11 protein-coding genes are annotated in these 12,414 nt (G+C 62.5%); 2 read left to right on the top strand and 9 right to left on the bottom strand.

Translation table 11 applies throughout. The features are described from left to right. Positions 1-7 precede the first annotated feature (7 nt). Both ACD590_RS27670 and ACD590_RS27665 read left to right on the top strand, forming a co-directional pair. On the top strand, positions 8-1,759 hold the full coding sequence (locus ACD590_RS27670) for a nitrilase-related carbon-nitrogen hydrolase (protein WP_222333499.1): 1,752 nt from the start codon (positions 8-10) through the stop codon (positions 1,757-1,759). Positions 1,760-1,771: 12 nt separating this feature from the next. Then, positions 1,772-2,929 (top strand): iron-containing alcohol dehydrogenase, encoded by a 1,158-nt coding sequence (locus tag ACD590_RS27665; protein ID WP_439003862.1) that lies wholly within the window; start codon positions 1,772-1,774, stop codon positions 2,927-2,929. A gap of 213 nt (positions 2,930-3,142) precedes the next feature. Here the strand turns inward: ACD590_RS27665 and ACD590_RS27660 are convergent, their stop codons facing one another. The 9 genes from ACD590_RS27660 to ACD590_RS27620 form a co-directional block, all read right to left on the bottom strand. After that, on the bottom strand, positions 3,143-4,111 hold the full coding sequence (locus ACD590_RS27660) for a cyclase family protein (protein WP_018245274.1): 969 nt from the start codon (positions 4,109-4,111) through the stop codon (positions 3,143-3,145). Positions 4,112-4,156: 45 nt separating this feature from the next. Then, on the bottom strand, positions 4,157-5,530 hold the full coding sequence (locus ACD590_RS27655) for an amidase (protein ID WP_439003861.1): 1,374 nt from the start codon (positions 5,528-5,530) through the stop codon (positions 4,157-4,159). 19 nt (positions 5,531-5,549) lie between these two features. After that, a complete protein-coding gene (locus ACD590_RS27650; protein WP_018245276.1) occupies positions 5,550-6,764 on the bottom strand; it encodes an ABC transporter substrate-binding protein in 1,215 nt (404 codons plus the stop codon). Further along, positions 6,761-7,801, bottom strand: coding sequence for a CobW family GTP-binding protein (locus ACD590_RS27645; RefSeq protein ID WP_131704243.1), 1,041 nt, complete (start codon positions 7,799-7,801; stop codon positions 6,761-6,763). The genes ACD590_RS27650 and ACD590_RS27645 overlap by 4 nt, the downstream gene beginning before the upstream one ends. Further along, positions 7,794-8,126, bottom strand: a complete 333-nt coding sequence (locus ACD590_RS27640) for a hypothetical protein (RefSeq protein ID WP_065275962.1) — start codon at positions 8,124-8,126, stop codon at positions 7,794-7,796. The genes ACD590_RS27645 and ACD590_RS27640 overlap by 8 nt, the downstream gene beginning before the upstream one ends. 12 nt (positions 8,127-8,138) lie before the next feature. After that, positions 8,139-9,020: a polysaccharide deacetylase family protein gene (locus ACD590_RS27635; protein WP_112907590.1), complete on the bottom strand. Its 882-nt coding sequence runs from the start codon at positions 9,018-9,020 to the stop codon at positions 8,139-8,141. 53 nt (positions 9,021-9,073) lie between these two features. Further along, on the bottom strand, positions 9,074-10,183 hold the full coding sequence (locus tag ACD590_RS27630; protein WP_112907591.1) for an ABC transporter ATP-binding protein: 1,110 nt from the start codon (positions 10,181-10,183) through the stop codon (positions 9,074-9,076). A gap of 107 nt (positions 10,184-10,290) precedes the next feature. Beyond that, positions 10,291-11,526 carry an ABC transporter substrate-binding protein gene (locus tag ACD590_RS27625; RefSeq protein WP_018245281.1) on the bottom strand — a complete coding sequence of 412 codons (1,236 nt, stop codon included), beginning with the start codon at positions 11,524-11,526 and terminating at the stop codon, positions 10,291-10,293. Positions 11,527-11,629: 103 nt separating this feature from the next. Beyond that, complete coding sequence (locus ACD590_RS27620; RefSeq protein ID WP_081295553.1) at positions 11,630-12,403, bottom strand: SDR family NAD(P)-dependent oxidoreductase; 774 nt, start codon at positions 12,401-12,403, stop codon at positions 11,630-11,632. Positions 12,404-12,414: the final 11 nt, after the last annotated feature.

Raw genomic sequence — 12,414 nt, 5'->3', positions numbered from 1 at the left:
AAAGACAATGGGAAAGACAATGACATCCACACAAAACTATACCGCCGCCACCATCCAGTTCGAACCCACCATGTTCGAGAAGGCGCGCAATATCAGCCGGCTGGCAGCCCTTTGCGAGGAGGCAGCGGAGGCAGGCGCGCGCCTGATCGTCACCCCCGAAATGGGCACGACCGGCTATTGCTGGTTCGACAGAGCCGAAGTGAAACCTTTCGTCGAAACTATCCCCGGACCGACCACGGATGTTTTCCAGGCCATTGCCAGCAAACACCGCTGCCATATCGTCGTCGGCATGCCGGAAGTCGACCCGGCGAGCGAACTCTACTACAATACCGCCGTGCTGATAGGCCCTGAGGGCGTCGTTGGCCGGCATCGCAAATCACATCCCTATATCGCGGAGCCGAAATGGGCTGCCAACGGTGACATCGTCCACGAGGTATTCGAAACGGAGATCGGCCGGATCTCGATGCTGGTCTGCATGGATCTGCACTTCTTCGAGACGGCGCGTCTGGAGGCCCTCGCGGGTGCCGACATCATCTGCCATATCTCTAACTGGCTGCAGGAGCGCACGCCGGCACCCTACTGGATCAATCGCGCCTTCGAAAACGCCTGCTATGTCATCGAGAGCAACCGTTGGGGACTAGAGAGAACCGTGCAGTTTTCCGGCGGAAGCTGCGTGATCGATCCCGACGGCACGGTCGCCGCATCCATCGATACGGGCGACGGGATCGCCTATGGCACTATCGATCTCGCTCTTGCCCGCCGCCGCGAGGTCCTGTGCGAACCGGTGTTTGAGTCCCGCCGGCCCGAACTCTACATGAACATGATGACCAACAGCTTCACCTGGAACCCGGGCGACTACTTCCGTCTCTATGGCTACCAGCCGATCCCGCGCGGACGCGCATCGCGTGCCGCAGTCGCCCAGTTCGCCCCCTCCTCCGTCGTCGCAGACAATCTCGCCCGCATCGCCCATCTGGCAGCCGAGGCGAAGGCAACAACAGCGCCGGACATTCTGGTTTTCCCGGAACTGTCGCTGACCGGACTGGAGGCGCCGCAAAGCCGGGCGGAGCTGCTCTCGGGCCCGACGGTATCGGCCTTCGTTCGTCTGGCGATGAAGCTCGGTTTCTATCTTGTCGCCGGATTTGCCGAGGCGGATGGGGACAAGGTTTATAACAGTGCGGTTCTCGCTGGCCCCGAGGGGCTTGTGGGAAGCTACCGCAAGACGCATCTCGGCATTTCCGACAGCTGGGCGACGGCCGGCGACGAATGGAAAGTCTACGATCTGGCGATCGGCCGCGTCGGTCTGGCGATCGGCCACGACGCGCTCTATCCGGAAGCCATCCGTTCGCTCGCGCTGTTGGGATGCGACGTGGTCGCTTGCCCATCAGCCATAGCTGGCACTTTCACCGGCAGCCACAACGGCACGAAAATTCCGCATAACTATCCGATCCCCAAGGGCGCCGATCCCTACCACTGGCATGCGTTGCGCGTGCGCGGCGGCGAAAACAATGTCTATTTCGCCTTCGCCAATGTCCTGGATGCGGCGCGGGGATACCTGGGCAAGAGTGCGGTGTTCGGGCCGGATTCCTTTGCCTTTCCGCGCCAGGAATCGGCAATCCTGGACGAGGACGGGATTGCGTCAGCAACCGTCGACACCACCAATCTCGAAACGCCGTATCCGACGAACATCGTCCGGCGAAAGGATCTTGTCGTCATGCGCCAGCCGCATCACTATCAGCCGCTCGTCAAATGGCATCAGTGAGAGACCGGCAAGATGTCCACATTCACATTCGCGACCGTCCCGCAGATCATCGCGGGACCGGGTTGCATCGCGAGGCTTTCGGAGCTGACGAAAACCCGGCTTGGACCGCGCGTCATGGTGATTTCGGACGATGGGGTCGTCAAAGCGGGGCTCGTTCAGCCGGCCCTGGCAAGCCTTGCGGACGGCGGCGCTGAAATATCGATCTTCCCCGGTGTTGTCGCCGACCCGCCGGACGCCATCATTCATGCGGCTGTGGCGCAGGCGATCAGTTTCGGCGCCACGGGTGTACTTGGCATCGGCGGCGGCTCGTCGCTTGATGTCGCAAAACTTGTGGCTCTGCTCTGCAAAAGCGGCGATGCGCTCGATGATATCTATGGAGTGGGCAAAGTCAGCGGGCAGCGCTTGCCGCTGGTGCTTGTGCCCACAACGGCAGGCACCGGCTCCGAAGTCACACCGATTTCCATCGTCACCACGGGCGCATACGAGAAAAAAGGCGTCGTATCGCCAGTCCTGCTGCCGGATGCGGCGCTTCTCGACGCGGAGTTGACCCTCGGCCTGCCTCCAGCCGTGACGGCTGCAACGGGGATTGACGCCATGGTGCACGCCATCGAGGCTTTCACCTCCGCGAGTGCAAACAACAATCCGGTTTCCCGTTCCCTTGCCAAGGAGGCCCTTCGGCTTCTCGGGGCGAATTTAGAGATCGCAGTGATGAGAGGAACCGATCTGGCCGCCCGGCAGGCGATGCTGCTCGGCGCGATGCTGGCCGGTCAGGCCTTTGCCAATTCGCCGGTCGCTGCCGTCCATGCTCTCGCCTACCCGATCGGTGGCCGCTATCACGTGGCGCACGGCCTTTCCAACAGCCTGGTTCTGCCGCACGTGCTGCGCTTCAACGCGACGGTGTGCGGTGATGCCTATGCGGAACTGGCACCTTGCCTTTTTCCTCATCTTGGGCCCGCCGGTCTGGCTGAGCGGCTTTCCGGTTTTGTCGAAGGATTGGCAATACTGCCTGTGCGCCTCAACCTGCCCGTACGCCTGCGCGATGTCGGAATTCCCAGGGACGGGCTTCCCCTGCTAGCGGAAAGTGCGATGGAACAGACCCGCTTGCTGGTCAACAATCCGCGCACGGTGTCGCTGTGGGACGCCACTCAGATCTATGAGGCGGCTTGGTAAGAAGATGCCTGCTGTCAGGATCGCGCCATAGTTGAGGATACGGATCGGACGAAAAGATGTGGAGGCAAATTTCCTATTGTCAGAAAAGCGCGGCTACGAAAAGCCGCCGGCCCACAATGTTTCACAAAGGGAAGCAGCGTTGCCCACTGCCGGTATCGGCTCGAAAGCCGATCGACATGATCCGGACGTGCGGATCCCGGGTCCCTAACGCACTCATGTCAGAGGCATTGCCACGGGCCGCATCGGTGCGCCGGTTGCGCCGCGCAGCTTGATGCAGGCCCCGAAAAAGGCGAATTCGTAGAGTCTTTCGGCGGCCAGCTCCTCAAGAAAAGCCATCTCAAGGATTGGCACACCTGCTTCCGCCAACAGGTAGGTATGGACGGGGAAGAAATTGAGCTCGTGTGCCGATGGCGTCTGCTCCAGCGTCAGATTGTCGGCGCCGATCATGAGCGCGCCGTGCTTGGCGATATACTCCGCACCCTCGCGGTTGAGGCCGGGCGTGTTTCGGGTGAAGGCCATATCCGGCCACAGGAGCATCTGGCCGGTGCGCAGCAGCACGACGTCGCCGGGCAGGATCTTCAATCCCTGCTTCTTCAGGCATCCGGCGATGTCGGCCTTGCCGATCGCATGGCTCGGCGGCAACGTGTCGACGCCATGCATGGCCGCGATATCGAGGAGAATGCCGCGCGCGAAAATCGGCGGATATTTTTCTGGGCCGCAAATATCCCAGGCGCGGCTGCCGAGGTGATCACGCGCCGTGAAGCCATTGAATATCTCGCCGTTATAGCCGAAGTGGTTGAACGTATCGATATGCGTGCCACAATGGGTGTACATCGAAATACTGTCGCCGGAATAGCCGACGAGTTCGTTCTGTTGGCGCGTCACGCCCATGGTGTTTGCGACGATCTCGCCCTGCGGCGTGTGGGTCATCCAGATCTGATAGGGCTGGTCACCGGCGCCGAACCAGCCGGGCATGCCGACGAAATGGTCGACCGAAAGGTCGAAGACTTTCGACGCATCGGTGCGGCCGATGATTGCGGAACGCGACTTGGCGTCGATCAGGTTCAGCATGCCGATCTCGTCGTCGCTGCCATAGGGGCTCTTCGTCACCTTATGGAATTCGGCATTGTAGGCGATGATCTTGCTCTTGGTCGCTTCGTCGACATAACACGCCATGCACATTGCAAGTCTCCTTGTTGACCGTCGCAGCCGCCGCAGCCGCCACCTTCAGATCGTTTCGCCGCGAATGACCGGTTCGGCGACGAGCGCCATCGACAATAGCCGCTCGTCGCGGCGTGCCAGCCCCGATAGCAGGAAGCCAACCGGCATGCCGGCTTCACCCGTGCCGCAGGGGATCGACACCCCGCACCAGTCGAGAAAATTGCCGAGCAGCGTGTTGCGCAGTGTCTTGCCGTTGGTGGCGATGAAGAGCTGGTCGTCGGTCTTCAACGGCTCGAGCAGCGGTGCCACATGCGCGACAGTCGGGAAGGCAATCAGCCGGTCGCCGACCAGCCGGTCCACCCCCTCGATCAGCCGCGTGCGGGCAGAGAGAATGTCGAGGTAGTGCGAAAGGGTGATCTTTTCACCGAAGCTGGTGCGCGAGACCACACGCGGGTCGATCAGTTCGGCATCCGGCCCGGTGATCCGCGCCCGGTGCAGCCAGTAGGCCTCCGCCGTTACCAGGGCTCCATGGCTTGCCATCAGCTGCAGAATTTCCGCAAAGGGCGGGATTTCCAGTGGCGTGCAGATGACGCCGGCGGCGGACAAACGCGCGACGGCCGCCTCAAAGGCCGCAACAACACCCGGCTCGGCCTCGTCGAAGACGACGTTGGTGGGAATGACGAGTTCGAGCCCGGCAAGCGGACGGTGGCTGGCCGTCGGGGCTGTCAACCCACGCATCGCCGCATCGACCCAGACGGCATCCTGTACCGAGCGGCAGAGCGGCCCGAGCGAATCCAGGCTGCCGGCAAGCGGAAAGACGCCCGTCATCGGATAACGCCCGCGCGTCGCCTTGTAGCCGACGATGCCGTTCAGCGCCGCTGGAATACGCACCGAGCCGCCCGTGTCGGAGCCGATCGAGACCGGCACGAGACCGGCTGCCACCGCAACACCCGAACCGGAGGACGAGCCGCCGGGAATGCGGGCGACATCAGTACCGCGGGGGTTTTTCGGCGTGCCGAAATGCGGATTGATGCCGAGCCCGGAGAAGGCGAACTCGCTCATGTTGACCCGGCCGGCTGCGACCATGCCGGCGCCAGCCAGCGCGGAGACGACGGCAGCGTCAACCGCAGCCGGTGCCTGATCACGAAGAAGCAGCCTCGACCCCGCCGCCGTGACACTGCCGGCAACATCGAAGAGATCCTTCCAGGCGACCGGAATGCCCTCGAGCAAGCCGCGCGAACGACCATCTTTCAGCCGCTTCGATGAAGCTTCGGCCTCCGCCATTGCCCGCTCACGCGTCAGCGAAATGAAGATCGCCTTGTCGTCATGGCTTTCTATCGCGGCAAAGACCTGTTCGGCCACAGCGACCGGATCGACGCTGCCAGCCTGGATGAGGGCGGAGAGCTGGGCGATCGAGAGAGAGCCGTAAGGGTGTGCCATTCTGTCTTTCCCGCTTTGCTCACGCCGCCACGAACTGCATCCAGCGGCGCACCAGATAATTGTGTTCATCCATGGTCGTGTTCCACACGGCGATCGAATTGGCGCGCTGCCAATAGGAGCCGCCGCTGCGCACCGCACCGGCCTTGATCCGGAGGAGCCCGTCGGGCCCCGGCAGGTCCGTCGCAGCCGGCAGGCCCTCGTACCAATAGTCCCACTCGGCCGGTGTCATGTGCGGGCGCGAGCGTCCCGGCGTCGACATGTAATAACCCTGCCGGGCCACCACCGCGCCGGGCCAGCCCGAAATCCACCAGTTGAGATAGTCGTAGGCCGCGTCGAGCATCCGGCCGGAGAGCCGTTTCGAAAGGCAGAGCCCGCCATGCCAGGCGCGATAACCCTCGGCGGGATTGGCGAGTTCGACTGGGAAGCCGCGCAGGTTCAGCTTGCTGATGCCAAGCGACCACATCGACTGGATCTGCGTGTCGCTCTTCGTCATCAGGTTCGCCGCGTCCTCGGCCGAACGCCAGAAGCCGCGGAAGAAGCCGGCCTTCTTGCGCTCTTCCAGAATATCCAGCAGCCGGTCGATCTCCTCAATGCTCATGTTGCCGAGATTGTCGAAGGTCATCAGCCCGGCCGACTGCGCCGCAAGTGCTGCGTCGAAGATGCCGATCGCCGGCTCGTTGACGAGTGCAGCGCGCCCGTGCCAGCGCGGATCGAGCAGTGCTGCCCAGGAGCTCATCTGGTTGGAATTTGCCGCATCCGTCCGGTAGGCGAAGCTGTCGAAATTATGGGTCGTCGGCAGCATCGAAATGCGCTGCGAGGGCGTTTCGGCAAGCGCCAGGTTCGGCTGCACGAAAAGCTTGGTCACCGGCGCATCGCCCTGCCCGATCCGCGCATTCGGCCCGATGCGGCCCGTTTTCGTCAGATCGGTGATCTCGTCCCAAAGCGTGATCCGCTCGATCTCGATCGGCTGCACGGCGCGCCAGTACCAGACGATGTCGAGGTTGTGGAAGCACTGGTCGTAGATGTCGTAGGTCATCGGCTCCAGCGCCGCCTTGTGCTGGGCGGTCATGAAGTCCTGATTGTCGAATTCGATATCCATGCCCAGATCGCGCTCGGCACCGAGCCGGAGTTCTTCCAGCAGCGAAATCGCCGTGCCGAGGATGCGCAGCTTGATCCGGCCCTCTGTATGGAGGGCGGGTGTCGGAAAGCTCTTCGGCGTCGGCATTTTTCTCATGGCTGCATTTCCTCGATCCGCCGCGGTGCGACTTGTGTCACGCCGAGCCCGTTGAAGGCGTCAAACGATCGCTCGATTGCCGCGGGCTCGATGCCGTCGACGATGAAGACGATGCGGGACCGCCGGTCCCCGCCGGGCCAGGATTGCATATGAACGGGCGTGTGGACCAGATGCTGCACCCCGTGGATCGCCACGGGAAAGTCCTCGCCCTCGATGTTGAGAATCCCCTTGACCCGAAGGATACGGTCGCCGTGCCGGTTGAGCAGCATGGTCAGCCAGATGCCGAAGGCTGTCCAGTCGATCGTGCCTTCGCTCACCAGCACGAAGGACCGGATGCGGCCGGAATGTTCGCCTGCAAGAACAGGCCCGGGATCGTCGCAATAGAAGCCGCCTGGCGATTGCATCGCCTCGGCGCGGCAGGTTGTGGTATCTTCCAGCAGACTGATGACATCATCCGACGCCAGGACGATCGGCGCATCAGGATTGATCTGCCGGATCATCGCTGTGATCCGCGCGACTTGGCCGGCTTCAGCGATATCGGCCTTGGTCAGCACCAGAAGGTCGGCCACCGCCACCTGCCGCATCGGCTCGCGGTAGGCGGCAAGCTGCGTCCCGGCATTGACGGTATCGACGGTGGCAATCACGCCCGAGGATCGGAAATGATGCCGCAGAACCGGATCAGCCTTCAACGTCGAAAGAACGGGGAAAGGATCGGCAAGCCCGGTGCTCTCGATGATGATCCGGTCGAAGGGCGGGACGATGCCGCGCTCGCGCTTCGAATGCAGGTCGCGGATCGCATCGACCAATTCGCCCCGCACCGTGCAGCAAAGGCAACCGGATTGCAGCAACACCATGTCCTCGTCGATGCGCTCGAGCAGGTGATGGTCGAGGCCGACCTCGCCGAATTCGTTGATCAGCACCGCGGCGTTGCAGAGCGCCGGGTCGGCCAGCAACCGGCGTAGCAGCGTCGTCTTGCCGGATCCGAGAAAACCGGTCAGCAACGTGACGGGCGTGAAGGCCGGAAACGCATCAGCCATGGCGGTTCGCCTCCAGCCGGTCGAGAAGCGTCTCGGCCAGCGGATCGAGCGGCCGGCCCGCAAGCCGCTCGGCCGCCGGCCACAGGTGTCCGAGATCTTCGATGATCTCGGTCTTTCCGGTGCGGGTCGACAGCAGGAAGGAGGATCCCTGCCAGTCGGAGATGGAGAGACCGAAGGCGTCGAGGACGCGGTTGGCAATCGCAACACGGCGGGCGCGCTCGCGCCGGCGGTCGATCCGCTCGGCGGTGCGGGTATAGACCCCGGGTCGCGCGACCGCGTCGGCCCAGTGCTCGTTACCACCCAGAATACCGCAGAGCGAACACATCGCCTTTACCTCTTACTTCTTGCGGGGGAACCGTCTGGCGAAGTCGTCGGCGATCTCGTTCATCGTCACGAACTTGACGCCGGGATGCTTGATCATGTGGGCGTAGAGACGCTCCAGCATCATCAGAACCTGCGGCCGGCCGGCGACATCAGGGTGAATCGTGATCGGGAAGACGGCGTAGTCCATTTCGCGATAGACCCAGTCGAACTGGTCGCGCCACATCTGCTCTATGTCGTGCGGGTTGACGAAGCCGTGGCTGTTTGGCGCCTTCTTGATAAACATCATCGGCGGCAGGTCGTCGAGATACCAAGACGCCGGGATCTCGATGAGATCGGTCTCGTGACCACGCTTCAGCGGCACCATCCACTCCGACGGCTTCTTCGAATAGTCGATCTTGGTCCAGCTGTCGCCCACGCGGACATAGTAAGGCGTGAAGTCGTTGTGCATGAGCGAATGGTCGTATTTGATGCCACGCTCGAGCAGGAGTTCGTTGGTGACGTTGGAGAATTCCCACCAGGGCGCCACATAGCCGGTCGGCCGCTTGCCGGAAAGCTTGGCGACGAGCTCGATGCACTTGTCGAGCACCTCCGTCTCCTGCTCGCGCGTCATGGCGATCGGGTTTTCATGGGTGTAGCCATGGATGCCGATCTCGTGACCGGCATCGGCGACGGCCTGCATCTGCTCCGGAAACGTCTCGATCGAGTGGCCGGGGATGAACCAGGTGGTCTTGATGCCGAAGCGCTCGAAAAGCTTCAACAGCCGTGGGCTGCCGACTTCGCCGGAAAACAGGCCCCGCGAGATATCGTCCGGGGAATCCTCGCCGCCATACGAGCCGAGCCAGCCGGCAACGGCGTCCACGTCGATGCCGAAGCTGCAGAAGATTTCTTTTGCCATTGCGAGGTCTCCTTGTGATGTTCTCGTTGGTCCGGCTTTGATCGGCCGGCTTTTCAGTGGGCGGGAATGACGGTGGCGTTTTCCGGCTTGAAGGCGAGCGCAACCAGCGCATCGACGGCAAAAGCGCCGGTCGGATACTTGTCGAGATGGGCTTCGAGCGCCAGCATGCGTCCGTCCGGCAGGGCGACCGAAAGATGCGAGATATGCCCGACGACGTCGAAGCGGCGGATCCTGGCGTCGATGACATTGCCGCTGCAGGCCTCAGCAATCGCGTCGCGGCCGCCCTTGTCGAGCGCATGCACCTCAACTGCCTCGGCAGGGATCACGACGCTCACCGCGTCTCCGTTCGCGACCGCGCCATTGGCATCGCCGGCGAGAAGGCCAAGCGGCGTGTCGACCACGACATGTCCCTTTTCGTGGCCCTTGACTGCACCCTTGAAGATCGTATTGCGGCCGATGAACTGCGCGACAAAAGGCGTGTTTGGCCGCGTATAAAGCTGATGCGGCGGGCTGATCTGTTCGATCCGGCCTTGGTTCATCACGACGATCCGGTCGGAAAGCGCCAGCGCCTCGGACTGGGCGTGCGTCACGAAAACGAACGTCACGCCAAGCTCGCGTTGCAACAGTTTCAATTCGCTCTGGATCGTCTTGCGCAGGTTGGCGTCCAAAGCGCCGAGCGGTTCGTCGAGCAGCAGAATATCAGGCTCGACCACGAGACCGCGCGCAAGCGCGATGCGCTGTCGCTGGCCGCCGGAAAGCTTGTCGCAGCGCTTGTCGGCGACGTCCTCGAGACCCAGCTTTTCGAGAATGCGATCGACCTTTGCATTGCGCTGGACCTTCTCCATGCGCTTCACGTCGAGGCCGTAGCCGATATTGTTGCGCACAGTCATGTGCGGGAAGAGCGCATAATTCTGGAAGATCATCGAGGTCGGCCGCTGCGCCGGGCCGATATCGTTGATCCGCTCGCCCCTGACCATCAGATTGCCGGACGAGATACTTTCGAATCCTGCGATCATCCGCAGCGTCGTCGTTTTGCCGCAGCCGGACGGGCCGAGGAACGCGATGAACTCGCCCTTGTCGACGGCAAGGTTGAAATCGATCACGGCCGGCGTTCCGTTGTCGTAGACCTTTCCGATCTGGTAGAGTTCGAGGTCATGTATCATGTCGGTCGTTCCGGTTGCGGGTTAAAGGACAGGCGACCGCAGCCGCCTGCCAGGTGGCCCCCTTCTCCGCATCGCAGATGGGATGGAGGGGCGCTGGGAGTAACGCATCAGGCGTTGAGGAACTCGTCCCACTTCTGGATGAGGTGGTCGTATTCATCCGGCCACTGGTGCCAGTAGGCGACGTTTGCCGCGCGGGTCTCGAGCGAACCGCCGTCGCGAAGATCGCCCTCCTTGATGCCGCGCTCTGGCGCACCGACCCACGGCTTGCCTTCGTACCAGAATGCATATTTCTCCGGCGCCATCTTCTCCTTGATGTTGGTGGTCGGCGAATAATAACCCTGCTCGGAAACCGTGATGCCCGGTTCGCCTGACAGCCAATAGTCCGCATAGGCGACGACGGCTTCCTTGTTCGGCGTGCCCTTCAGCATGGTGTTGCCGATGGACCAGGCGCGATAGCCTTCCTTCGGAATGGCGTATTTGCAAGGCTTTCCCTGCGCCTTGACGGCCATAACCGCCGGCTGCCAGGCGTCGCAGACGACGATTTCGCCGGATGCCAGGAAGTTGACGAGTTCGCCGAAATCGCCCCAGAGAGCGCGGAACTGGCCTTCCTTCTTTTTCGAGATCAGGAACTTCGCGGCTTCGTCGATTTCCGCGGCGGTCGGATTGCCGGGGTTCTTGACATTGGAAAGGCCAAGCGTGTTCATCGCCATGACCGCCTGGCCGAAGGCCGTCAGCGGGTCGGTGTTGAGGCCGGACTTGCCCTTGTACTTGCTGTCGAAGATCGCCGTCCAGCTGTTGGCTTCTTCGTCGGAGAGCACGTCCGGATTATAACCGACGGAGTCGAAGTTGAAGACCGAAGGCACCATCCAGAGTGCCGTCTGCGTCTCGTCGGTCCAGATCTGACCGACGATCTGCGCCTTGGGGTCGAACTTCGGATCAGGCTTGGTGAAGATCTCGCGGATATTCGACCAGCTCTTCAGGCCCGCGGTCTCGATCGGGTCGGCATTATCGGTCATGACGACGGAGGGAAGGCGCTCGCCGATCGTTTCCCAGACGTCATAATCCTTCGAACCGGAGAGGATCCGGGTCTGCGCATCCGGGAAGGTTGCCGCCGTGCCGGACGTCGTGCCGACGCCGCTTGCCGTCTTGAAGTCGGCCAGGATGCGTTCCTGTACGGTGACCGAAAGGCCGATCGTGCGCAGTTGCTCGCCGGCGAGGCTGGCGGCCTGCGCATAAGCTGCCCGCGAAGAGAGGAAGTGTGTGCCGCCGCCGATGGCAAGCGCCATCGCGCCTGCGGATCGCTTCAGCAGTGAACGTCGATTCATGTCCATCGAAATTGTCATTGTCGTTCTCCGGTTTTTTGTTCCCTGGGATGGCCTTCATGACCACCCATCGTTCTCGTCCGGCCTCGGCGTCAGGATGGGATCGATCCCGACGCGCCCGCCGTCAGTATCGGCCCACGAGGAGCCCTCCATCCACGACCAGCGTCTGGCCGGTCATGTATCTTGCGCTGTTCGACGCCAGGAAGACGATCACGTCGGCGATGTCCTCCGGTTCGCCGAGCCGTCCCATCGGGATGAAGGCGCTTGCCGCTTCCGCTCCCTTCGGTCCGAGCGAGTTTTCTTCCGAAAGAAGCTGTGCGGTGCGGATGTAACCGGGCGCCATGCCGTTGACGCGGATGCCGTCGCGGGCCAGTTCGACCGCCAGCCCGCGCACGAGGCCGACGACACCGGCCTTGGCGGCGGAATAATGCACGTGCTCGTCCCAGCCGTAGGCGACGCCCATGATCGAGGAGAGCGCCACCACCGCGCCTGATTTGCGTGCCTTCATGCCGGGTGCGGCTGCACGGACCACGCGGAAGATGCCCTTGAGGTCGATGTCGAAGGTCAGCTCCCACCTGTCGTCATCGAGCACATCGAGGGGTGCCTTGTGGGCGATGCCGGCATTGGCGATGATCACGTCGAGGCGGCCGTGACGTTTCTCCACGTCGGCGACCAGGGCATCGACGGCGGATGTCGAGCGGACGTCAAGTGCGATGAATTCGGCCGAGCCGCCCCCATCCTCGATCTCCGCCACGGCGGCGCGCCCTTCGACCTTGAGGACATCCGTGACGATCACATGGTCGCCGAGCGCGGCGAATGCCTTGGCGGTCGCCTTGCCGATGCCGATGCCGGCGCCGGTGATCAGCACGATGCGGGGTATCGAGGAGATCGTGGTCATTCTGTTTTCCT

This window comes from Rhizobium sp. 862_C5_N1_2, from assembly GCF_051811205.1.
Classification (GTDB): domain Bacteria; phylum Pseudomonadota; class Alphaproteobacteria; order Rhizobiales; family Rhizobiaceae; genus Rhizobium; species Rhizobium leguminosarum.
Note: the sequence above shows the minus strand (reverse complement) of the source record. Positions and strands in the feature narration are given on the sequence as shown.

Excerpts from the sequence above, each read along its gene's own strand:
- ACD590_RS27640 (WP_065275962.1), bottom strand. The coding sequence starts at position 8,126 with ATGTGTTCGCTCTGCGGTATTCTGGGTGGTAACGAGCACTGGGCCGAC.
- ACD590_RS27620 (WP_081295553.1), bottom strand. The coding sequence starts at position 12,403 with ATGACCACGATCTCCTCGATACCCCGCATCGTGCTGATCACCGGCGCC.
- ACD590_RS27625 (WP_018245281.1), bottom strand. The coding sequence starts at position 11,526 with ATGACAATTTCGATGGACATGAATCGACGTTCACTGCTGAAGCGATCC.
- ACD590_RS27665 (WP_439003862.1), top strand. The coding sequence starts at position 1,772 with ATGTCCACATTCACATTCGCGACCGTCCCGCAGATCATCGCGGGACCG.
- ACD590_RS27660 (WP_018245274.1), bottom strand. The coding sequence starts at position 4,111 with ATGTGCATGGCGTGTTATGTCGACGAAGCGACCAAGAGCAAGATCATC.
- ACD590_RS27670 (WP_222333499.1), top strand. The coding sequence starts at position 8 with ATGGGAAAGACAATGACATCCACACAAAACTATACCGCCGCCACCATC.
- ACD590_RS27635 (WP_112907590.1), bottom strand. The coding sequence starts at position 9,020 with ATGGCAAAAGAAATCTTCTGCAGCTTCGGCATCGACGTGGACGCCGTT.
- ACD590_RS27630 (WP_112907591.1), bottom strand. The coding sequence starts at position 10,183 with ATGATACATGACCTCGAACTCTACCAGATCGGAAAGGTCTACGACAAC.
- ACD590_RS27650 (WP_018245276.1), bottom strand. The coding sequence starts at position 6,764 with ATGAGAAAAATGCCGACGCCGAAGAGCTTTCCGACACCCGCCCTCCAT.
- ACD590_RS27655 (WP_439003861.1), bottom strand. The coding sequence starts at position 5,530 with ATGGCACACCCTTACGGCTCTCTCTCGATCGCCCAGCTCTCCGCCCTC.
- ACD590_RS27645 (WP_131704243.1), bottom strand. The coding sequence starts at position 7,801 with ATGGCTGATGCGTTTCCGGCCTTCACGCCCGTCACGTTGCTGACCGGT.